The organism is Sporobacter termitidis DSM 10068 (assembly GCF_900130065.1).
Taxonomy (GTDB): domain Bacteria; phylum Bacillota; class Clostridia; order Oscillospirales; family Oscillospiraceae; genus Sporobacter; species Sporobacter termitidis.
Genome location: NZ_FQXV01000012.1, coordinates 1 through 21,942 on the forward strand (window position 1 = coordinate 1; position 21,942 = coordinate 21,942).

Annotated in this window: 20 protein-coding genes; 8 read left to right on the forward strand and 12 right to left on the reverse strand. The window is 58.9% G+C overall.

The genetic code is table 11. The annotated features are described in order from the left end of the window. Nucleotides 1-57 precede the first annotated feature (57 nt). The 7 genes from BUB60_RS14900 to panB form a co-directional block, all read right to left on the reverse strand. A complete protein-coding gene (locus BUB60_RS14900) occupies nucleotides 58-1,038 on the reverse strand; it encodes an ABC transporter ATP-binding protein (protein ID WP_073080657.1) in 981 nt (326 codons plus the stop codon). Between the two features lie 14 nt (nucleotides 1,039-1,052). Continuing rightward, on the reverse strand, nucleotides 1,053-1,997 hold the full coding sequence (locus BUB60_RS14905; RefSeq protein WP_084726530.1) for an ABC transporter permease: 945 nt from the start codon (nucleotides 1,995-1,997) through the stop codon (nucleotides 1,053-1,055). An 11-nt stretch (nucleotides 1,998-2,008) separates the two neighbouring features. Continuing rightward, nucleotides 2,009-2,965, reverse strand: coding sequence for an ABC transporter permease (locus BUB60_RS14910; RefSeq protein ID WP_073080659.1), 957 nt, complete (start codon nucleotides 2,963-2,965; stop codon nucleotides 2,009-2,011). An 85-nt stretch (nucleotides 2,966-3,050) separates the two neighbouring features. After that, nucleotides 3,051-4,700, reverse strand: a complete 1,650-nt coding sequence (locus tag BUB60_RS14915) for an ABC transporter substrate-binding protein (protein WP_073080662.1) — start codon at nucleotides 4,698-4,700, stop codon at nucleotides 3,051-3,053. A gap of 16 nt (nucleotides 4,701-4,716) precedes the next feature. Then, nucleotides 4,717-5,859, reverse strand: coding sequence for a uroporphyrinogen decarboxylase family protein (locus tag BUB60_RS14920; protein WP_143162377.1), 1,143 nt, complete (start codon nucleotides 5,857-5,859; stop codon nucleotides 4,717-4,719). A gap of 12 nt (nucleotides 5,860-5,871) precedes the next feature. Next, complete coding sequence (locus tag BUB60_RS14925; protein WP_073080666.1) at nucleotides 5,872-6,993, reverse strand: mandelate racemase/muconate lactonizing enzyme family protein; 1,122 nt, start codon at nucleotides 6,991-6,993, stop codon at nucleotides 5,872-5,874. Between the two features lie 24 nt (nucleotides 6,994-7,017). Then, the gene (gene panB, locus BUB60_RS14930; protein ID WP_073080669.1) at nucleotides 7,018-7,866 is read right to left on the reverse strand and encodes a 3-methyl-2-oxobutanoate hydroxymethyltransferase; all 849 of its coding nucleotides are present in this window, start codon (nucleotides 7,864-7,866) and stop codon (nucleotides 7,018-7,020) included. 327 nt (nucleotides 7,867-8,193) lie between these two features. Here panB and BUB60_RS14935 point away from each other — a divergent pair, with 327 nt between their 5' ends. The 5 genes from BUB60_RS14935 to BUB60_RS14955 all read left to right on the forward strand — a co-directional run bounded on the left by BUB60_RS14935 (nucleotide 8,194) and on the right by BUB60_RS14955 (nucleotide 14,239). Then, nucleotides 8,194-8,967: an IclR family transcriptional regulator gene (locus BUB60_RS14935; protein WP_073080671.1), complete on the forward strand. Its 774-nt coding sequence runs from the start codon at nucleotides 8,194-8,196 to the stop codon at nucleotides 8,965-8,967. Nucleotides 8,968-9,430: 463 nt separating this feature from the next. Further along, nucleotides 9,431-10,645, forward strand: a complete 1,215-nt coding sequence (locus BUB60_RS14940) for a sugar ABC transporter substrate-binding protein (protein ID WP_073080673.1) — start codon at nucleotides 9,431-9,433, stop codon at nucleotides 10,643-10,645. Between the two features lie 104 nt (nucleotides 10,646-10,749). Then, a complete protein-coding gene (locus BUB60_RS14945) occupies nucleotides 10,750-11,739 on the forward strand; it encodes an ABC transporter permease (RefSeq protein ID WP_073080675.1) in 990 nt (329 codons plus the stop codon). Next, nucleotides 11,736-13,241, forward strand: a complete 1,506-nt coding sequence (locus tag BUB60_RS14950; protein ID WP_073080677.1) for a sugar ABC transporter ATP-binding protein — start codon at nucleotides 11,736-11,738, stop codon at nucleotides 13,239-13,241. Before BUB60_RS14945 ends, BUB60_RS14950 begins: the two co-directional genes overlap by 4 nt. Further along, entirely contained in the window at nucleotides 13,241-14,239 is a 999-nt protein-coding gene (locus BUB60_RS14955) for an ABC transporter permease (RefSeq protein ID WP_073080678.1), read from the forward strand. The genes BUB60_RS14950 and BUB60_RS14955 overlap by 1 nt, the downstream gene beginning before the upstream one ends. A 78-nt stretch (nucleotides 14,240-14,317) precedes the next feature. Here BUB60_RS14955 and BUB60_RS14960 read toward each other — a convergent pair whose 3' ends face one another. The 3 genes from BUB60_RS14960 to BUB60_RS14970 form a co-directional block, all read right to left on the reverse strand. Beyond that, on the reverse strand, nucleotides 14,318-14,653 hold the full coding sequence (locus BUB60_RS14960) for a type II toxin-antitoxin system RelE/ParE family toxin (RefSeq protein WP_073080680.1): 336 nt from the start codon (nucleotides 14,651-14,653) through the stop codon (nucleotides 14,318-14,320). Then, nucleotides 14,650-14,955 carry a type II toxin-antitoxin system RelB/DinJ family antitoxin gene (locus BUB60_RS14965; protein ID WP_073080682.1) on the reverse strand — a complete coding sequence of 102 codons (306 nt, stop codon included), beginning with the start codon at nucleotides 14,953-14,955 and terminating at the stop codon, nucleotides 14,650-14,652. Before BUB60_RS14965 ends, BUB60_RS14960 begins: the two co-directional genes overlap by 4 nt. Before the next feature lie 123 nt (nucleotides 14,956-15,078). Continuing rightward, a complete protein-coding gene (locus tag BUB60_RS14970; protein ID WP_200796642.1) occupies nucleotides 15,079-16,014 on the reverse strand; it encodes a M15 family metallopeptidase in 936 nt (311 codons plus the stop codon). Between the two features lie 136 nt (nucleotides 16,015-16,150). Here BUB60_RS14970 and nudC point away from each other — a divergent pair, with 136 nt between their 5' ends. Continuing rightward, a complete protein-coding gene (gene nudC / locus BUB60_RS14975; RefSeq protein ID WP_073080685.1) occupies nucleotides 16,151-16,984 on the forward strand; it encodes an NAD(+) diphosphatase in 834 nt (277 codons plus the stop codon). Between the two features lie 64 nt (nucleotides 16,985-17,048). Here nudC and BUB60_RS14980 read toward each other — a convergent pair whose 3' ends face one another. Both BUB60_RS14980 and BUB60_RS14985 read right to left on the reverse strand, forming a co-directional pair. Then, nucleotides 17,049-17,741, reverse strand: coding sequence for a Crp/Fnr family transcriptional regulator (locus BUB60_RS14980; RefSeq protein ID WP_084726532.1), 693 nt, complete (start codon nucleotides 17,739-17,741; stop codon nucleotides 17,049-17,051). A 143-nt stretch (nucleotides 17,742-17,884) separates the two neighbouring features. Beyond that, on the reverse strand, nucleotides 17,885-18,940 hold the full coding sequence (locus BUB60_RS14985; protein ID WP_159435434.1) for an FAD:protein FMN transferase: 1,056 nt from the start codon (nucleotides 18,938-18,940) through the stop codon (nucleotides 17,885-17,887). A gap of 111 nt (nucleotides 18,941-19,051) precedes the next feature. Here BUB60_RS14985 and BUB60_RS14990 point away from each other — a divergent pair, with 111 nt between their 5' ends. Both BUB60_RS14990 and BUB60_RS14995 read left to right on the forward strand, forming a co-directional pair. Beyond that, on the forward strand, nucleotides 19,052-20,977 hold the full coding sequence (locus BUB60_RS14990) for an FAD-dependent oxidoreductase (protein ID WP_073080693.1): 1,926 nt from the start codon (nucleotides 19,052-19,054) through the stop codon (nucleotides 20,975-20,977). Further along, nucleotides 20,970-21,941, forward strand: a complete 972-nt coding sequence (locus BUB60_RS14995) for a polyprenyl synthetase family protein (protein WP_073080696.1) — start codon at nucleotides 20,970-20,972, stop codon at nucleotides 21,939-21,941. The genes BUB60_RS14990 and BUB60_RS14995 overlap by 8 nt, the downstream gene beginning before the upstream one ends. Nucleotide 21,942: the final 1 nt, after the last annotated feature.

The following is a 21,942-nucleotide window of genomic DNA, read 5'->3' on the forward strand; positions in this document are numbered from 1 at the left end:
CCGGGAAATACATCCGAAGGTTAGCGACGTCCACTATATTGCCTTTTTCCACCGGGCTCATCTCTCCCCACCTCCCAGCTTTGACGGACACGTCACATAGTGCTCCCCCTCCACGTGCTCAAGCTCATGCGCCGGCGCCGTAAAGCACCTCTTTGTCCGGCGGCGGCATCTGGGCAGGAACGGGCACGTGGCCGGGCGGTTGATGAGCGACGGCGGCATGCCCTTGATGGGCACGAGCCGCTCTCCCAGCTTCGGCACGCAGCTCAAAAGCCCCTCCGTGTACGGATGCAGCGGGTTGGCCCAGATCTCCCGCACCGTGCCGGACTCCACGATCCGGCCGGCGTACATGACGTTGATGCGGTGGGCATACCGCGCCACGATGCCCAGGTTGTGCGTCACCATGACCAGCGCCGTGTGGTATTTGTTCACCATCTCGTAAAGGAGCTCCAGCAGCTGTGCCTGGATCGTCGCGTCCAGGGCCGTGGTGGCCTCGTCGGCGATGATCAGCTTCGGATGGCACAGCATCGCCATGCCCACCATGACGCGCTGGCGCATGCCGCCCGAGAGCTGGTGCGGATAATCGTCGATCCGCTTTGACGGATCGGGGATGCCCACCTGCCGCAGCATATCGATGCTGCGCTCGCGCGCCTCCTTCCTGTCGATACCGAGGTGCTCGATCATCACCTCGGACATCTGCCGGCCGATCGTCATGGCCGGATTCAAGGACGTCATCGGCTCCTGGAACACCATGGAGATCTTTCCGCCGCGGATGGCGCACATCTCCCGGCTGTTCCTGGCGTGCTTTAAGATATCCTCGCCCTCGAACTCGGCCGAGCCGGCCACGATCTTCCCCGGCGGGTTCGGAACGAGCTGCATGACGGACAGCTGGCTGACGGACTTCCCGCAGCCGCTCTCGCCCACCAGGCCGATGATCTCGCCCTCGTCCACGTGATAGGACACGTTGTTGACGGCCTTGACGATGCCGCGCTCCGTCCTGAACTCCGTCGTCAGCCCGCTGACGGTTAACAGTCTTCCCATACGTATCCCTCCCGTCAGTTGGATGACGTGCCGCGCAGCTTCGGGTCCAGCGCATCGCGCAGGCCGTCGCCGACCATGTTGAAAGCGAAGACGAGTATCATGATGGCAAGCCCCGGCGCGATGGACAAGAGCGGCCGCATCATCAGATATTTGTACCCGTCGTAGCACAGGCTGCCCCAGGCCGCCGTCGGCGGCAGGATGCCGAGCCCCAAAAAGCTCAGGGACGCCTCCTGCAGGATCGCCACGCCCATCATCATCGTCATCTGGACGATGAGCGGCGACAGGCAGTTGGGCAGGATGTGCCGGAATAAAATCCGGGCCTTCCTTGTCCCCATGGACCGCTCGGCCATGACGTAATCGTTCTGCTTGACGGACATCACCTGCCCGTTGACAAGGCGGATATACCCCGGCAGCAGCGTGAAAGCAATGGCCAGCACCACACCGGGGACACCGGCCCTCAACAGACTCACGATAATGATAGAGAAAACCAGGTTCGGGATGGACATCATCGCGTCTGTCAGGCGCATGATGATCACCTGGGCGGCACCCTCGGCGTAGCCGGCGATCAGTCCGATGAGCGTACCGACGGCCGCCGACACGAGGACCGTAAATATGCCGACGGAGAGCGCCACGCGAGAGCCGTAGATGATCCGGCTCAGCAGGTCGCGCCCCAAGGCGTCCGTGCCCAGCAGATGCGCGCCGCCCGGCGCGGCCAGGACGTTGTGCAGGTCCTGGTCATACGGCCCATATGGCGCGATGACGCCCGCGAAGACCGCCATGAGAAGCATCAGAACAACCAAAACAAAACCGACAAAAACGACCTTTCGCTTGAAAAAGACCTTGACAAATCTTTTAAATTCGTTGACCGGAGGAAGCAGCTCTTCCCTGACGACGTCAAGTTCTTCACTCTGGCTTTCCGCCGGCACAGCGGCTGGCGTCTTCTCAAGTTCAATATTCATTCTCCGGCCCCCTATTCATATTGAATACGCGGGTCGATCCAGCCATACAGCAAATCGACGATCAGACTGGAAAAGACAACGATCAGCGTCATCACCAGGGTCACCGCCTGGACGACGGGATAGTCGTTGGCCAGCATCGAATCGACCATCAGCTTGCCCATGCCCGGAATGACAAAAACGGTCTCAACAACGACGGCACTGCCGACGATAAGCCGCAGCATGGTGCCCTGCAGCGTGATGACCGGCATGAGCGAGTTTTTTATCACGTGCCGCAGGATGACCTTTTTCTCATTGAGACCCTTGGCCCAGGCGGTGCGTATGTAGTCCTCGCCCAGCGTCTCCAGGACGCTGGAGCGCATCTGCCGGGCCGAAGAAGCGATCGGCCCCAGCGCAATGACGACAACGGGCATGATGCTCTGCCTGACACTCATGCCGAAATTGTCCCACGGCAGCGTATACCCGTAGCTGGGGAGCCACTTCAGCTTCAACCCAAACAAAAAGATGAACAGAATACCCACCCAGAACTGCGGCGCCGTGATACCGATATTCGCAAGCACCGCGACAAGATTGTCGATAAACTTTCCCCGCCGTATCGCGCTGATCACGCCCAGCAGAGGTCCCACGAGCAGGCTGATGACAAAGGCCGTCAGCCCCAGCAGGAGCGACACCGTCACCCTGCTGGCAAGCTCCTTGCCGATATCGTAGTTGTGCATGATGGACAGGCCGAAATTTCCCTGGACCACCTTGCTCAGCCAATCGGCGTACTGGACCAGCACCGGGCGGTCCAGGCCCTTTTCATGCCGCATTTCCTGAATGTCCGCCGGCGTCAGCGTTACCATCACGTTCTGCGTGACCAGCATCTCGATGGGGTCGCCGGGGAGCGCCCTGACCATGACGAAAACAGAGAAGCTCACTAAAACAATAATGACGATTGCGTGCAGCAAGCGCCGAAGAATATAACTCAGCATCGTATTCTCCTTCTGCCCAAAGGCGGCCGGGGGAAGACGCCGGAAAGCCGGACGGCTTCCCCTCGGCCGTTTGAAATATGTACCGCTATTTCGTCATGTAGGCGTCCGCCGCCAGATACATGGTGCTGGAGCCCCAATTGGTGAAATCGGCGCCCTGGATATTCGCCTTGGCGATCCAGCAGTCCACCAGGTTGTAGACGGGGACGATCAGCATGTTGTCGTAGATCATCTTGGACAGCGTTTCCAGCTGCGTCTTGTTGTCGGGGGTTGTCATGGCCTCCTGGATCGCCGCTTCCATGTTATCGGGATACCACAGGCTGGACAGCAGCATCTGTGTTTTTCCGAAATAGAAGTTGAAGGAGCTGACGATCTGCGTCAGAGACCTGGTGTGCTGGATCAAAAGGCCGTCCCAGCCGTTTTTGCGGATGGCCGAATAGCCCCCGCTGTCCGGGAACTGCAGCTCCGCCTTGATGCCGATCTGGCCGAGCATGCTCTGGATGGCGACCGCGGCGTCCTTATCCGCCAGGGCCGGCTGCGCGTACAGCGTCGTTGTAAACCCGTCGGGATAGCCGGCCTGCTTCATGAGCTCCTTGGCCTTATCCAGGTTGTACGACAGGTTGTAGGAGTCCGGCAGATGGCCGTTCCAGGCCGGGCCGATGAACTGATAGGCGGGCGTCAGAACGTCGAAGCCCCTGGCGTCGACGATGGACTGACGGTCCAGACAGTAGGAAATGGCCTCTCGAACCTCTTTTTTGCTCAGCGGAGAGCTCTGATCCAGGCTGCTGGGAACGAGAGAGATCGGCCCGATGGGCATGAGGTTCACATTAAAGCCCATCTGCTTGAGCGTGGCGACCTGCTCGCCGTTGGTCGTGTCGAGGACGTCGATGCTCTGCTCGCCGGAGGATTGCATGGCCACGTTCTGAGTCATGACGTCGCGGATGAACTCATACTCGATGCCGTCCAGATACGGCTTGCCCTTCTGCCAGTAGTCCGAATTTTTCGTATAGGATATGGACGCGCCGTGGGTATAGCTCTTGAGCATGAACGGGCCCGTACCGACAGGATTTTCCTTGGCCCATTCCTCGCCGTTTTTCTCATAGGACGCCTTGGAGATCACGGCGTTGGAGTGGGACGCCAGCGCCGACAGGATGTCGTTGGCGTATTTCTCGAATTTGAGCCCCACCTGATAGTCGCCGAGCTTGACGACGTCCGTCACGGCGGTGCTCAGGTAATTGGCCTTCTTATCGTTTAACAGGTTCCAGACCACGGCGTCGGCGTTGAAGTCAGAGCCGTCGGTGAATTTGATGCCCTGGCGCAGGTCGAGGACGACCTGCTTGTTGTCCAGGTCAATTTTGTAGGAAGAAGCGAGGAAAGGCACGATGTCGCCGTTTGTTCTTTCGAATACCAGCGTTTCGCAGACGGGGATCAGCAGCGCCGTATCGACGCCGAAGACAAGCCAGGGCACGCCGATGGGGTTGGCGCCTTCCGCCGTGCAGACGATGCGCATGATGCCGCCGGTCGGTTTTCCCGCCGTATCCGTATTGAGCGGATCGACGGGGGCGGCGGGGGCGGTGGAGGGCGCGTCGGACGTTTCGCCCGGCGAGGCCGGCGATGCGCCCGACGGGGGCGGCGCGGCGGGGCTTCCGCTCTGAGTCGCCGTGTTTGCCGCTGTGCCGCAGGCAAACAGGGAAAAGACTAAGACCAGCGCGAAGACGATAGCAATTGCCTTTTTCATTAATTTTCCTCCTAACTCATTTTTCCTCCATACTGAAAACTGTGCTCTTGTTTTGCTGGGCCTCGTAATATTCCCGGCTGCAGGCGTAAAGCTCCGCGAGCGTCTCCCACAGCTGCATGGGCTCCTGAGGGCTGACCGTTGCGTAAAAGCCGCCGTGTTTTCCGTAAAGGTCCACCGTGTTTTTGACCATGCGCGCAATCTCCCCGGCGGTATAGGCAGCGCCGGGCGCCATCCCCTCGATCCCGGTGTTAAAGCCGATGCTCTCCCCGTACTTCTCCTTCATGGCGGGGATGTCGACGGCCCGGCGCTGGATCTGCAGGAAGTCGGCCTGCAGCGCCACCATATAAGGGAGAAACCGCGTGATGTTGCCGCAGCTGTGCAGCTCGAAGGCCACGCCCCTGGACCTTATATGGTCGATGATCCGCTTCGTGGGCGGAAACACGATCTCCTCCAGCATTTTTTCCGAGAAAAACGTGTCGCGCTCCGTCCCCCAGTCATCGTGATACGTCACCATGTCCAGAGGGTACAGCCCGTACAGGAGCTCAAACAATTCGATCTCAAAGTCGGCAAAGCGCTCCAGAAAGTCCCTGACGGCCTCCGGCTCCATGGCCAGCGCCAGCATTCCCTCCGTGTAGCCTCCCAGAACGGCAATCAGCCGCTCCGTGGCGCCCCGGCCGATGTCGTAGTGCAAAGCCTTGGCCGGATCGTCGTCGTTTTTCATGAACCTTTCGGCCGGCGTTTTGAAATCCCATTCGGACAAATCCGGCCATTGGACGGCGCGCTCCCATTCGGTAATGTCGTCCAAAAGCCGCGTCCCCGGCGTGAGCATGGCGCCGCCCGCTGAGCAGACCCAGGTCCAGGAGTTTTTGAACCAATCGATGAACACGTAGTCTTCCCTGGCGTTCCGGCGGAAATCGGTGTGCATCTGCATCCCGCGCACGTCGCCGGCCACCACATCCAGCGTCATCAGATTCTGGAAATCCGTCAGAGAATTGGGCACCCAGAGCGGTGCCTGCCGCGCCGCCGCGCGGCGGAAGTTTTCTCTCGGCGAAATCGGCGTGTCAAATTTCGGCACCTCGACGGCGCCGCTGCCGTACAGGACGGGCACCTTTTCCGTCTTCACGGCGCTGTCCCCGTATGCGGGCCTTGGATATCTCACAGCATCGTCACCTCAAAAAGCGCCGCTGAAGATGATCTGCGGCGTCACCTTTTGCGGATACTTATCGCACTCCTCGGGGATGATGTCGATGCCGAGCCCCGGCGTATCCGGCACGATGATATAACCGTCCTCCACCGTCAGGTTCTCGGTGGATATCTGGCCGCGGTACGGCGCGTCGTTCATCATTTCAAGGAACTCGAAGTTCGGCAGCGTCGCACAGACGTGCAGCGTCGCCGCTGTCGCAACGGGCCCATTGGGGTTGTGCGGCGCGAGCTGAATGTTCTGCACCTCCGCCATGACGCCGATTTTCTTGAGCTCGTTCATCCCGCCGCAGTGCAAAAGGTCCGGCTGGACATAATCGGCGCCGTTTTTATGAATGAGCTCCCGGAATACCGTTTTGCCGAAAAGCCGCTCGCCCGCCGCCACCGGCACGGGGCTGTATTTGTGGAACTCCGCCGTGTCCTCCACGATATCCGTGAGGACGGGCTCCTCCATGAAAAACGGCTTATACGGGGCCAGCTCTTTCGCCACCTTGAGGGCCGTATGTAAATTGAACCGCCCGTGGGCTTCCACTAAAAGGTCGACCTCCGGCCCCACCGCCTCCCGGACCGCCGCCATGGTGCGCACTGCCCGGTCCATGGCCTCGTGGGTGATGTTCAGGTAGCTCTTGCCGAAGAAGTCCCACTTCAGCGCCTTGGCGCCCTTTTGGACAGCTTCCCTGGCGTGGGCGGCGAATTCCTCGGGCGTCCTGGCGTCCCGGCTCCAGCCGTTGACATAGATTTTGATCCTGTCGTGGACCTTGCCGCCGAAAAGCTGGTAGGCCGGCATGTTGTACAGCTTCCCCGTGATATCGACGCAGGCTATCTCCAGCGCCGCGATGGCCGAGAGCGTGCAGGGGTCCGTGTGCCAGTAGGACTGGCGGAAGCAGTCGAAGAAAAACCACTCGATCCTCCGCGGGTCCTTGCCGATGACATAAGGCCGCAAATCCTCAAACGCGCCGAGGGTGGCGTTCGTCTTCCATTCGATCGTCGCCTCGCCGACACCGTAGGGCCCCTCGTCGGTAAACACCTTAACAAAAATCAGATTGCGGTACGCCGCGTTGACGGCATACGTTTTGTAATCCGTTATCTTCACAGTCCGTTCCCCCTTTCGCCGGCGCTATTTCTTCAGCAGCTCGTCGAGCTTTGCGGCCTCGTCGCCGGAAATTTTGTAGGAATGCTCCCGGTCGTCCGGGAACCGGCCTTCCTTGACGTCCTTGCAGTATTCGGTAAAGCCCCGGAGCAGCTCGGCCCCCACGTCCGCGTATTTCCGGACAAATTTCGGCGTGAAGTTGTCGTACATGCCCACCATGTCCGCGTAAATGAGCAGCTGGCCGTGGGTGTAGGAGCCGGCGCCGATGCCCAGGATGGGAATGCCCGCCCGCTCTGTGATGGCCTTGCCCACAATAGCCGGCACGCCCTCCACAAGGATCATCGCCGCGCCCGCTTTTTCCAGCGCCTGCGCCTGATCCAGCAGCTTGAGGGCGTTCTCCGCCGTCCGGCCCTGCGCCTTGTACCCGCCCAGCTGCCCGGCGAACTGCGGCGTCAGTCCGATATGGCCCGACACCAGGATGCCCGCTTCGGCGATGGCCCGGACCCGCTGTACGATCGATGGCGTGCACCCCTCCAGCTTGACGGCGTCGCACCCTGCCTCCTTGACGAACCGGCCCGCATTCTCCACGGCCTGCTCGTCGGAGACCTGATAGGACATGTACGGCATATCCCCGACCACGAAGGTGCCGGGCGCGCCGCGCCGCACCGCGCGGCTGGCGCTGATCATATCGTCCATCGTCACCGGAAATGTTGTTTCATAGCCCTGCGTGACCATCCCCATGGAGTCTCCGACAAGGATCATCTCGACGCCGGCGCGCTCCTGATACTTGGCGGTCAGGTAATCGTAAGCGGTCAGATATGTAATCCTTTCCCCCGCCGCAGCCATTCTGTTTAAATCCAAAATCGTCTTTTTCATAAAAAGCCCTCCTCGAAAACGTTTGACATTATAGTCTATCGTGCTATAATGTCGTACATCACGAGAATCAGTTTAGCAGGGTCTGGGGAAAAAAGCTATTCGCAGATTACACAATTTTCACAGTTTGTTTCATTAATATCAGAATATCATTGTGACTTTTTTCTGTAAAATATATTGTTTTTTAGTAATATGTGCCCAAACGGCCGATGTCGACCCTATTTCTTTGTTTTTCGGCACCCGTTTGGGCGGCTGCCGGCAGGCGCCAGGCACAGGTTATTGCGCGGAAAAACCCCATATGGTAAAATGTGTCGAAAGGAAGCGGATCATATGTCAGAAGACAGCGCCAGACAGCAGCCCTTGATTCAGTCTGTCTCGAGAGCGGTCGCTATTTTAAAATGCTTTACCGGTAATCCGGAGCTCGGCCTGGCCGAGCTCAGCCGCATGGTCGGCCTACACAAGTCCACCACGGCCGGCATCGTCAATACCCTTAAGGCGGAGGGCTTCCTCGAGCAAAACGAGAAAACGGGGCGGCTCCGCCTGGGCCTGGAGCTTTTTTCGCTAGCGGTCCAGGCCCGGCACGGGCTCAGTGAGATCTGCGAGCCGTATCTCAATTCTCTGCTGGATTTCACCGGCGAGACGGTAAATCTGGCCGTTCTGGACAAGACGGAGATCGTCTATATCGCCAAGAAGGAGAGCTCCCATTCGATCCGTATCAGCACCAGCGTGGGCGCGCGCCTGCCCGTCTACTGCACCGCCATCGGCAAGTCGATCCTGGCGTTTATGGACCGGGCCAAGGCCGAGGCGCTGCTGGGCCGCGTCGTCATGACGCCCTACACGGACAGGACGCTTACGGACAGGCCCGCCCTGCTTGCCGAAATGGACAGGATACTGAACGCCGGCGTCGCCTACGATTTTGAGGAATACGAGCAGGGCGTCATTTGTATCGCCGCGCCCCTGTACTACAAAAAGGGCGACCCCATCGGCGCCATCAGCGTCTCGGGGCCGACGATCCGCATGGATGAGGCGGCCCGCAAAAAAATCACGGAAACCCTCACCGGCATCGCCGCCCAGGTCAACGGCGAGCTTTCGCGGCTGGCCTGACACCGCCCCGGTACAAGAGCAGCCGTTACCCCAAAATACGAAAAGTCACATTCCCAGGCGGAATGTGACTTTTTACGTCAAAAAAACAACATCTTTACCATGTTTCCGATCTATGTTATAATTTTAACGTAGTCATCAAAAATAACCAAAGGTCAATAAATTATGTTTTTAAATTAGCGGAAATTCTTGCCTATCAGGACTGTGTGATGTACCATAAATGAGCAGGCAATCCATCCAATAATTATATATTTCTTATAAAACACCCTCTGCATTAAGAAGAAGCGCCTTTTTTTACCGTTTTATTTGTTCGCAAAATCGCTTGTTTAGACCCCGCAATGATTCTCCCGGTCCGGAAGCCGGCCCGGAGGTTTTCATATGTGCTCTCTATGGAGGTGGTAACGGGAAACAGACATTGTTCAATTTAATTTTAGTTGCAGCAAGTTAAAAATGGAGGAAAGTAGAAATGTTCAGAGGTTTAACAAGGAAAATTGCACCCATTTTCGCGATCATCCTGAGCTTCTCCGTCGTCGTTTCGGCCTGCGGCTCGACGGCGACGACAACCCCGAGCGCTTCCCCCAGCGCGTCGGCTTCCGCGGATGCCTCCGCCTCATCGTCCGCGCCGCCGGCATCCGTCACCACATCGTATAAAATCGGCATCAACACATGGGGCTCGGGCGTTCCTGTCCTGGACCAGTTCGGCGATAACGGCGAGTATGTCTTCAAGGTGCTCGGCAGCACGACCATGAGAGCCAGCGACGACTTTACCCCCGATAAGGAATCGGCAAACGTTCAGAACTTCTGCTCGGCGGGCGTCAACGGCCTCGACCTTCAGGCCGCGGGCGTGACGAATCTGCTGCAGATGGCCCAGACGGCCCAGAACGCAAAGGTTCCTTTCGTCATCAACACCTTCGTCGGCAGCGACGCCGACCGCGCAAAGCTTGCCGACAGCAACCCCTACTACGTCGGCAGCATCGCCAACGATCTCGTTGAGGACGGCAAAACCGTCGCCGACATCGCCATCGCCGACGGCTGCAAAACGGCCGTCATTCTCGGCGGCAACATCGGCGACACCACGCAGGACCTGCGGCTGCAGGGCTTTACGGAAGAATTCACGGCCAAAGGCGGCACCGTTCTGGCGAACGCCCGCTGCACCGACGCCTCCGAAGCCCCGGCGAAGGCCGAGGATATGCTCTCGGCCAACAAGGACGTACAGGCCGTGTACGCGATGGTCGGCGACTATGTCCCCGGCGCCGTTTCCGCGCTGGACAACCTTGGCCTGACGGGCAAGGTGAACATCTATCTGTCCGGCGTCGACAAGCACTCTGCCGGCTACATCAAGGACGGCACCGTCAAGGCGGGCGCGGACGGCCTCTTCCTGGCCTCCTATATCGCCCCGACGCTCCTTTTGAATTACCTGGACGGCCACCCCATCAAGGACCAGAACGGCAAAGCCCCGGAGCTGCGCAACAATTGCTTTAAGGTCGACAGCGCGAACATTGACGCGTACATGTCTATTTTCACCACCGACGGCGTTAACCCCATCACCGACGATATGCTGAAGAACCTCTGCTGGAGATACAACTCCAGCGTCACCTATCAGACATATGTCGATCTGCTGGACAGCGGCCTGACGCTCAACGCGCTCCTGACGGCGCACAACCTGCCGACAGTCGGCTGAAACGCATCTGTATAAACCGGAAACCGGCCGAACAGCCTGCCTTTTAGGCAGGCTGTTCCGGATACCGACATGCTCCATATCAGCAGGAATAGGGGTAAAGCTTCATGCAAACATTACAACCAACAAAGGACCCGGCAAAGGAAAAGCATCATAATCCGGTCGTCTTTGCCGCAATTCTGATCGCGGCGATCGTCGTTGTTGCAGTCATCTTCAATTTTATCGTGGGGGATAACAAATTCCTCGACCCGGCAAATATCGGCGTTATCATTTCGCATACGATCTGGCCCATATTCGTGGCCTGGGGGCTCTGCTTCCTGTTTGCCTGCGGATATACGGACCTGTCCATCGGCGCGATCCTCGTGCTCGGCTCTTTCTCGACCACGCTCTTCGGCAACTGGCTGGGATTTCCGGGCGTCATACTCGGGGGCCTGATCGTCGGAGCGCTGCTGACGTTTATCAACTTCAACGTTTTTGCCTTTACGAAAATACCGTCGTGGATCGCCGGCATCAGCCTGGCGATGGTCTACGAGGCCCTGGCTGTCGCCCTCAAGGTCAATAAAACGACCTCGTCGCTCATTTATACGGATATGGACAAGGGCCTCCGGCTTCTTGGCAAGATGCCGTGGAGCCTCGTCCTCGTCGCCGTGGGATTTATCGTGGCATACATCATTTACAACAGGACCACCGTGGGCCTGAACATCCGGGCGCTGGGCGGCAACAAGGACGTGGCCAAGGCGCTGGGCATCAATATCCTGAAAACGCTCCTGTGGGTCGGCGTGATCGCCGGATTATTTATCGGGCTCGCCGCCGTCGTGCAGCAGAGCTTCGCCGGGCGCACGACGGTGAAGACGGGCCTCACAAGCATCTATATGGTCTTCCAGCCGCTGGCGATCGTCCTGCTGGCGCAGGTGCTGCAGAAAAGGCTCAATATCATCGTCGCGGTGCCGATCTGCGCCGTCGTCATTTACGGCGTTTTCAATCTGCTGACAATACTGGGCATACCGTCCGGCACGCTGCAGGAGGCGTTTCTCGGCGCCTTCATGATCGTGTTCGGCATCTTCGGCCAGAGAGGCGTCAAGGGGGTCGTGAAATGAACGCGGAAACAATTCTTGAGATCAAAAACCTCAACAAATATTTCGGCCCGACCCACGCCAACAGGAACATCAGCTTCAGCGTGAAAAAAGGCGAAATCAAGGGGCTCATCGGCGAAAACGGCTCCGGCAAGTCCACCCTCATTTCCCAGATCGCCGGCCTGTACCCGAGAGACTCCGGCGAAATGCTGCTGGACGGCCGGGATTACTGCCCCCGCAGCCCCACGGACGCCAACTGCCGCGGGATCTCCATGGTCATGCAGGAGCTGGGCGTCGTCGGCAGCCTGCCGGCGGGCGTCAACGTCTTTCTGGGCAGGACGGGCCAGTTCACGAAAAACGGCGTCGTCAGCCTGAAGGCGCTCAATAAGGCCGCCGCCGAGCAGTTTGAAAAATGGAACCTGCCCAAGGTGCCGCTGAACAAGCTGACGGACGGCATGATGATCGAGACGCGGAAAATGATCGAGCTGGCGCGGGCCCTGTCCGTGGACCCGCAGCTTTTGCTGCTGGACGAGATCACCCAGTCCCTGTCCATGAACAACAGGACGAAGCTTTACGAGCTGATCAAAAAGCTCAAGTCCATGGGCCGCTCCGTCATCGTCATCACCCACGATGTGGAGGAGCTCATCCGCATCACCGACTCGATCACCGTCCTGCGGGACGGCGAGGTCGTCGGTGACGTGGCCTCGGCCGGGACGACGCCGGAGGAGATCAAGCGGATGATGGTCGGGCGCGAGATCAGCGGCGACTACTACCGCGCCGACATGAAGCCGGACTACAAGGACGACGTCGTCCTGAGCGTCAGCGATCTGACGGTTCCCGGCGAAATCGAGGACGTGTCCTTCGACGTCCACGAGGGCGAAATTCTCGGCTTCTGCGGCCTCTCCGACTCCGGTATCCACTCGGTGGGCAAGGCCGTATTCGGGCTTTTGAAGCCCTCCCGCGGCGCTGTCCGCCTGGCGGCGGAGGGGGTCGACATCAAAAAATCCACCGGGGCCCTCCGGAGCAACATGGCCTACGTGCCCAAGGACAGGGACAACGAGGCGCTGATGATCCACGCCAGCATCTTTGACAACTTCACGCTGCCCTCCCTCACGGAGCTGCAGGGCGGCGCCGGCTATCTCTCGCCCAAGAAGCTGAAGCAGCTGGCCGCGGATATGACGAAAAAGCTGTCGGTCAAGTGCACGGATATCTACCAGGCCATGGACGCGCTCTCCGGCGGCAACAAGCAGAAGGTCAACCTGGGCCGGTGGCTGGCCAAGGACTTGAGGCTGCTCGTTCTGGATTGCCCCACCCGCGGCGTCGACGTGGGCGTCAAGGCGTATATCTACGCGCTGATGAAGGAAACGAAGGCCAAGGGGATCGCCACCATCCTCATTTCCGACGAGCTGACGGAGGTGCTCGGCATGGCCGACCGGCTGATCGTGATGAAGGACGGCCGCGTCACCGGGACGATCCGGCGGGACGAGGACTTTACGGAGCAATCCGTCATAGGAGTGATGATCTGATGAAAAGAAAAAAAATCAGTTTGCAGGATATCGTCCCCTTCGCGGCGTTCATCGTCATCTTTGCGTTCTTTGAGATCGCCAGCGGCGGCCGGATGCTCTCGCCCATGAATCTGGGCTCCATCCTGGACCAGTCCGTCATGACCATCGTCGTCGGCTGCGGCGCCCTCTTCGTCGTGGCGCAGGGCAGCATCGATCTCTCGGTGGGCGTGAACCTGGCCCTGTCGGGCGTTGTGGCCACCTGGGCGGCCAACGCCGGCGGCGGGATACTGCTGATCCCCGTGGCGCTCATCGTGGCGCTGATCGTCGGCGTGTTCAACGGCGTGATTGTCAGCCGGTTCAAGGTCCCGTCCTTCATGCTCACCATCGCCATGCTCATCGGCGTGCGCGGCATCGTCAACTACATCCAGTCGTTTATCGCCACGCAGCAGGTCCCCGAGTCCATGCTGGTGCTGAACCAGCCGTATATCAAGTATCCGGCCTTCATCGTCATCGTGGTCATCATGGCGTACGTTTTCGAGTTTACAAAGGTCGGAAAGTACAGCAAGGCCATCGGCGAGAACGAGACGACGGCCAGCTTCGTCGGCGTCCCCGTGACGCTCATGAAAATCGTCGCCTTCGGGCTCTGCGGGCTGATGGCCGGATTCGCCGCCATCTTTTCGCTCACCTCGGTGGGCGGCACGAGCCAGCAGATGGGCGTCTTCTTCGAGATGAAGGTGGCCATGGCCATCTTCCTGGGCGGCGTGCTCGTCACCGGCGGCACCTCGGCCAAGCTCTATAAGGTCCTGCTGGGCTCGTTCTCCATCACCATGATCGTCAACGGTCTGGCGCTCATCGGCCTGTCGGAGACCCAGTACTCCCAATCCGTCGAGGGCCTCCTGCTGCTTCTTATCCTCTTCGTCACCATCCTGTCCAGCAAGCGCACCGGCAAAGCGCAGCCCGACGAGCCCGACACTCCCGCCGCCCTCCAAAGCGACGAGAAACAGGCCGTCGGCCCCTGAGAATTTGTCCGCTTATATTCGAAACCGCAGCGGCGCAAGCAATCCTTGCGCCGCTGCGGTTTGTCTTTTTCATACTGGTTATTTATCCGTATCGGTCCTCAGCAGCTGCTCCTCGACATTGCGGCCGCCATACATTATACGGACCACCGCAACCGTTTTCTGTTTTTCAACAGGCAGATAAAATACCAAATAATTATCAACAGGCAGAACTCGCAGCCCTTTGCTGCGCCACGGTTCCTTTTCATAGAGCTGATGCCGCAGCGGCATATGATGCAATTTCACAACCGCGTCCATAATGCGCCTTGCTTGACCCTTCGCGATATCGGGCTCCAGCAAAGTCAGCGCGATATATTCATAGATTTCACGGAGGTCTTTTTCCGCTTGTTCGGAATAGACCACTTTATGGCCGCTCATATGCCGTAATCTCTATGCATCCTGTCTGCAACGCTCTCTGCAGGCGTCGTCTTTCCCATACGCAGGTCCGCCAGGCCCTTTTCGATTTCCGCGTTGAATTGTTCTTCGCTCAGCGCCCCTGCCGACAGCGGCTGGCTTGCCGGGAGCTTCAGATCGAAAGGAAGCCCGCGCTGCAATACGACCTGCCGCAGGAAAATTCCGATCGCGCTGGACATTGGGATACCAAGCTGATCCAGTACCGCCTCAGCCTGTTCTTTGATCTCAGGCTCAACACGGGCAAATACATTCGATGTTCTTGCCATAACACAGCACCTCCTTTGCTATATTATAGCCGATTGTATTGCAGTGTGCAATCTACTTTCAATAAAATCGCTTGCACTTTGAAAACACTTGTTTTATGTTGCCAATCTGGCATGATACTCTCGTCATGTCAGGCCCTCGTATTCCTCCAGCGTGATATTCCGGCTTGTGATCTCCGCGGCCGCCGCTGTGCCGACGTACCGGATGTGCCACGGCTCGTAGGCGTAGCCGGTGACGGACGCCTTCCCCTCGGGGTAGCGGAGGATAAAGCCGAACTTATCAGCGTTGTCCCGGACCCATTTGCCCTCCGGCGTATTGCCGAAAGCCTGCGTGAGGGCGCCGACGCCCGCGCCGGTGATATCGATGGCAAGGCCCGTCTGGTGCTCGCTCTCCCCGGGCCTCGCGCTGAACTGATTGGCTTCCACCTCGCTGCCGTGGGACTTGACACTGGCGGCGAAAACCGACTGCTGCCTGTCGTACGACCGGTAGCCGGAGACGCCGTAGAGCTTTATGCCGTCCTTTTGGGCGGCGTCAAACATCTGCTCCAGGGCAGCGGCCGCGTCCCGCCGCAGCTGGCGGACCTCTGCGGAGCCCTTGAACGGCACGTCCGGCGTCACCAGCTCCTTGGGGACGAAGCCGGACGGCAGAGGATGGGTCTTGTTGGCGATAAACAGCACGCTGTCCGGCGCTTCCGCCGCCCCGCCTGACGGCGGCGTCGTCTCCGCCGGCACCTCAGCTTCCGCATCGCCCGCCGGCGCGATGACGGACGTCCGCGGCGGCGCGTCCGTCGGCTGCTGCGCCGCCGACTCGGTCAGCGGGATCGCGGCCACGAGCATCGCGCCGAACAGGACGTAGGCCGTCCGGAGCCCGATGCCCGGCAGCCTTTTTTTAATATAGCGCCGGGCGGCCTTGTCGAGGCTCTTAATGTCCCCGTCTTTTTCGCCGCACCGCTGCCGCCCGAAAAAGTCGGACGCGAACTCATGCCTGCTCCGGTCCAGATACAGCCGGACGGAAAGCCCGCCGCCGTCGGCCACCAGCTCATATCCTGAAAATTGATACATGGAAACCTCGCGCTCTGTTGTGATGCTCTAAGTGTTTGCCTTTTTCGCCGGTTTATTGCGCCGCCGCGCTTGTTTATTCCGGGCGGATGCGCTATAGTGAAACAAAAAGATCACGACATAGAGCAGGTGTTAAATTTTGTTTCAGGATATCGAACCCCGTGTGTTCCGCAACGAATATACTCCCAAAGTCCCGTCCGGCGAGGATTACATCGCGTTCTCCCGGAAAGGCATGCTCCTCATGGAGGAGGACGGCGGCGGCGCCCTGACGCTGCCCCGCTGCAGCCAGGCCGCCGAATTGTTTCCCGAAGAGTCAAAGGACCCGGTCTATCTCTTTTCCGTGGATGGGACGTCCTTCTTCCTCGCGGCGCGGGAGGCCCCCGAGACGGGGCGCTTCAGGTACCAGAGCGCCTTTGTTTTCCGGGAGCTGGAACCGGGCTGGCTGGCCTTTGCCGGCGCCACGGCCGCCCATCTGGCGCTGTGGTACGACACCCACCGCTACTGCGGCCGCTGTACGACGCCCACGATACATAAAAAGAACGAGCGGGCCGTCGTCTGCCCCCACTGCGGCAACACCGAATATCCCAAAATCTCGCCCGTCGTCATCGTCGCCATCACCGACGGGGACAGACTCCTCTTAACGAAATACGCCGCCGGTTACAACAGGTACGCCCTGGTGGCCGGATTTGCCGAGATCGGCGAAACGCTGGAAGGCACCGTCCGGCGCGAGGTCATGGAGGAGGTGGGTCTGCGCGTCAAAAACATCCGGTATTACAAAAGCCAGCCCTGGGCCTTCTCCTGCTCCCTCCTGTCCGGCTTCTTCTGTGAGGTGGATGGCAGCACTCAGGTGCGGGTAGACCAAAACGAGCTGTCCGATGCCGTTTGGTTTGACCGGAAGGACATCCCGCCCGGCGACTCCACCCTGAGCCTGACCTGGACCATGGTCGAGGCGTTCCGCAGCGGCGGCGCCTGACAAAAAGCAAAACACCCGGAGCATTTCAAATCCGAGTGTTTTAACAGCCGATACCCATGCCGCACTATTCCAGCAGCGCCTCCAGCTTCGCCACGTCGAGGATGCGTATCGACTCCTTGTAAAAATCAATGATGCCGTTATCGCGCATCCGGCCCAGCTCTCTGGACATGGACGGCCTCGATACGTTTAAAAAATCGGCCAGCGCCTCCCGATTCAGCGGCAGCGTGAATATTGCCGTCCCGCTGGCCTTATACTGTTCCAGGAGATATTTGCTGAGCTTGCCGTTGATGCTTTTGAGCGACAGGTAATCCACCTTCCTGTTCAGTATCGTCGCCTTCTCCGAGACGACGCGGACGAGATTACCCAGAATGATCTTGTGGTATGCGCAGGCCCTCTCGCACATGGTGAGGATTTTCTCCGGATACAGGAACATGACGGTGCAGGCCGTCAGCGCCTGGGCCGTCGACGGCCATTTCGTATCTCCGCTGAAGACGACGGTCTCGCCGAACATCTGCCCCACGTGAAATATATTGACGATGACGCGGCTGCCGTTGCTGCTCTCCCGCACCACCGCCGCTTCCCCTTCGACCATGATGCACACGCCGTCTATCTCTTCGTCAATGCGCACCACATAATCGTTTTTTTCATAATTTACCACTCTATAGTTGAGGCAATTCAAAACATGCTGCAATCCTTCGCTGTCGAGGCCGCTGAAAAGGCTGGACCTGACGGCCGCCTCTATAATATTCGGATCCATAATGCCTCCTTGGTATCCTTGGATACGAGATTTATCCTTATAAATATTTTATAATTAGAATAAATTTTTAACAATCATTTAACATGTTAACATAATTTCAGGTGCACTCATCCCTAATCTTGTTATAGAGTTGACATTCGCCGTCACGGTGTCGAGGCAGCACCGGATGCGGCGTCCTGACCGGCAGGGACGAACTTGATTTTATCGCCGATACCTTTCGTGGTGATGACCTGTCCGTCCTTTGTTATAAAGATCGCCTGAATGTCGTCCATCGATTCCACCAGCTGCGTGGCTTTCTCCACGCCCAGCAGAAAGCATGTGGCCGCAAGGCCGTCTCCCTGCTTTGAATTGTCGGAGACGATGGTGACGGAGCTCAGATTATTTTCCACCGGATAACCGGTGCGCGGGTCCAGGATGTGGGCGTACAGCTTGCCGTCCTGCACGAAATACCGCTCGTAAATGCCCGAGGTAACGACGGATTTATCCGCCACGTACAGAAATCCGATATCCTCGTTCCTGTCCATAAACGGCTGCTGGACACCGACGATCCACGGCGTGTCCGCCGCTTTGGAGCCGATGACCTCCACGTTGCCCCCCAGATTGATGATAGCCCGGCCGACGCCCTTGGATTTCAGATAATCCCGGACCTTGTCGGCAATGAAGCCCTTGGCCACGCCGCCCAGATCGAGCCGCGCGTCCTTGTCTTTGAGCGCCACGGTATCGCCGGAAATGACGATGTTGTTATAATCGATCGTCTTCATCGCGGCCGCGATCTGATCCTCCGGCGGCACCTTCGGAGCGTCGCCCTCAATGTTCCACAGCGTTGACAGCGCGCCGACAGTGATGTCAAACAGGCCGCCCGACGCCTCGCTGTAGCCGACGCTCTCCCGGATCACGTCGATCGTGTCCGGATCGACCTGCACCGGCGCGCCGGACGCGTGGTTGATCTTATAGATGTCGCTGCTCTCCACATTCACGCTGAACAGCTGCTCGTAATGCGCGAGAACGTCAAAGGCCCCCTGCAGCACGGCGCTGTCCTGCTTGTCGTACAGGCTGACTGTGCAGACCGTATTGAGCAAAAACTTGGTGTCGGAGATATAGGGCTTGGCGTCTTTCCTGAAAATGAAATACGCGGCGGCGGCGCCCCCGGCAATAACGACCGCCAATACTAAAATTAAAATCTTGTTGATACGTTTCATTCGCGTCTCCATTACCCATAATATTGTCATTATTGTAGATAACCGCCTTCTTGTCAACCACCGTTTATACGAAACCTTTATCGGGGTAATTCTTGCAAAGGGGATAAGCATATGGAAAAAAACATCGTGATCGTCGGGGCAGGATACGCAGGTGTCCTGACGGCCAAAAAGCTGGCCAAACGGCTCAAGCACACCGACGTCCGCATCACCATCATCGACAAGCATCCGTACCATACGATGCTCACCGAGCTGCACGAGGTCGCGGCAAACCGCGTTCCCGAGGACCATGTGCGCATCAGCCTGAAGAAAATCTTCGCCAGGCGGAAGGTGGATGTGCGGCTGGACACCGTTACCGCCGTCGATTATGACAAGAAGGTCGTCACCGGCAAAAACGGCAGCTACAGCTACGACTACCTTGTCATCGCCGCCGGCTCCAAGCCGACGTATTTCGGTACGCCGGGCGCGGAGGAGTTTTCCTACAAGCTATGGTCCTTCGAGGACGCGGTAAAGCTCAAACACCACATCATCGACATGTTCAAGAGCGCCGTTTCGGAAACCGACCCCGACGTTAAAAGGCGGCTCCTCACCTTTTATGTTGTCGGCGCCGGCTTTACGGGCGCGGAAATGATGGGCGATCTGGCCGAGTGGATTCCGATCCTCTGCGACGAATACGAGCTCGACCGCGACCTCGTCCGGCTCGTCAGCGTGGACGCGATGGACCGCGTGGTCCCCGTTTTCCCCGAGAAGGTTTCCGCCAAGGCCGACCGCCGGCTCCGCAAGATGGGCGTGGAGCTCGCGCTCAAGACGGGCGTGTCCTCCCTCGGCGAAGGTTACATAGAGCTCAAGCGCGACGGCGAGCTCAGGCGGGACAGCACCGCCACCGTCATCTGGACGGCCGGCGTCGAGGGCGCCGAGCTCGTAAAGCAGTCCGCCGGCCTGAAGATCGAAGGCCGCGGCCGCCTGAAGACCGACGATTACCTCCACGCCGAGGGCAGAAGCGACGTCTTTGTGGCCGGCGACGATGTGTTCTATATCCCCGAGGGGCAGAAGGCCCCGGTGCCGCAGATGGTCGAAAACGCCGAGCAGAGCGCGGACACCGTCGCCCACAATATCGTCGTGGCTGTAACAGGCGCGGGCGAGATGGAAAAGTACGCCCCCAAATTCCACGGCGCGATGCTCAGCGTCGGCGGCCGGTACGCGTGCGCGCATATCGGCGGCCAGAACAGGCGCATCTCCCTGGCCTCGTTCTTCGCCATGCTCTCCAAGCATTTTATCAACGTCCTGTATTTTATACAGATTCTCGGCTGGAACAAGGTCTCCAGCTATCTGGGCAACGAATTTTTCAAAATCCGCAACAGGCGCAGCTTTTTGGGCGGCCATTTCTCCAACAGGACGCCGAGCTTTTTGCTGGTGCCGCTCCGCGTGTTCTTCGGCGCGTTCTGGATCTATGAAGGGATTCAGAAGATCACCGAGGGCTGGCTCAGCGGGGTAAAGCTGGCCGACTACTTCAAGTCGGCGTCCGACGTGTTCACGGCCGCGGTCCAGTCCGGCACCGCCGGAGCGGCGGCCGACGCCGTATCCAGCGCCACCACTGCCGACGGCGGCGCCGCGGCGTCAGTGATCCTCAACTGGAACATTCTCGGCATCTTCAAGATCATCATGATCCAGGCGTCCGACGTGGCCGTCAAGGTCCAGCTGGGCCTGATGGACTGGTTCAACAGCACCTTCCTGACAAACACCGCCGGCCATCAGATGTTCTTCCAGTACGTCGTCGTCATTTCCGAGATCCTCATCGGCGCGCTCCTGATCGTCGGGCTCTTCACCTTCCTGTCCTCCGGCTATTCGCTGGTGCTGCAGGTCATGTTCCTCATGTCCACCGGCATGTTCATGGCCCAGTGGTGGATGATCTTCGCGGCCATTGCCCTTCTGATCGGCGCCGGGCGCACCATCGGCCTGGACTACTACGTGATGCCGTCCCTCAAAAAGCACTGGAAAAATACAAGAATTGCACGAAAGCTTTACATTTATAATGACTAAAACAGAACTTCCCGAGAAAGTCCCCCTGGATCAGTCCCTGGACCTCGTCCGGGCGCTCCTCAAACAGACGCTGCTGGAATCCGACACGCTCATGACCGAGATCACGGCATACCTCACCGAATCGGAAGGCAAAAACTTCCGGGCGATGCTGCTGCTCACCTCCAGCGCCGACGCGGAGGGCTTTGTCCCCAGAAACGCCCTCATCGCCGCGGCGGCCATAGAGCTTCTGCATCTGGCGTCCCTCGTCCACGACGACGTGATCGACGACGCCGAAACGCGGCGGGGCCGCCCGAGCGTCAAACAGATGTTCGGCAACAAGCCGGCGGTCATCTGCGGCGATTACCTGTTCTGCAAATGCTTTTTGCTGGTGGCCGACATTTCCCGCGAGTATCAGGACAAATTCACGGACATGGCCAGGGCCATGACGAAAATCTGCCTCGGCGAGCTCCGGGAATACCGCCAGAGCGGCAACGCCGCGCTGAGCGTCCGCGAGTATTTTAAAATCGTCGCCGGCAAGACGTCGGCCCTCTTCGCGCTGTCGCTGTACACCGGCGCCCTTATCGGCGGGTACGACGAGGCGGAGGCGCGGCGCGCGTCCCGCTTCGGCCACTACATCGGCATGGTCTTCCAGCTCACCGACGACTGCATCGACTATCAGACGGAAAGCGCCGTGGCCGGCAAAACGGTCCAGCATGATCTGGCCGAGGGGACCGTCACGCTGCCGCTCATCTTCGCCATGATGAAGGAGCCGGCCTTAAGAGAAACCGTTGCCAAAGGGCTCGCGCCCTCGGCCGTCCGGCGCGTCGTTTCCGACGTCGTCAACCTTGGCGGCGTGACGATGACGATGGACTTGGCGCAAAAATATTGCCGAAAAGCGCAAAAGCTGCTGGACGCGATGCTCGTGGGCATCCGGCGGTCCCGGCTGGCGCTCCTCCTCGACCAGATCAGAACGCGGGTGTATTGAA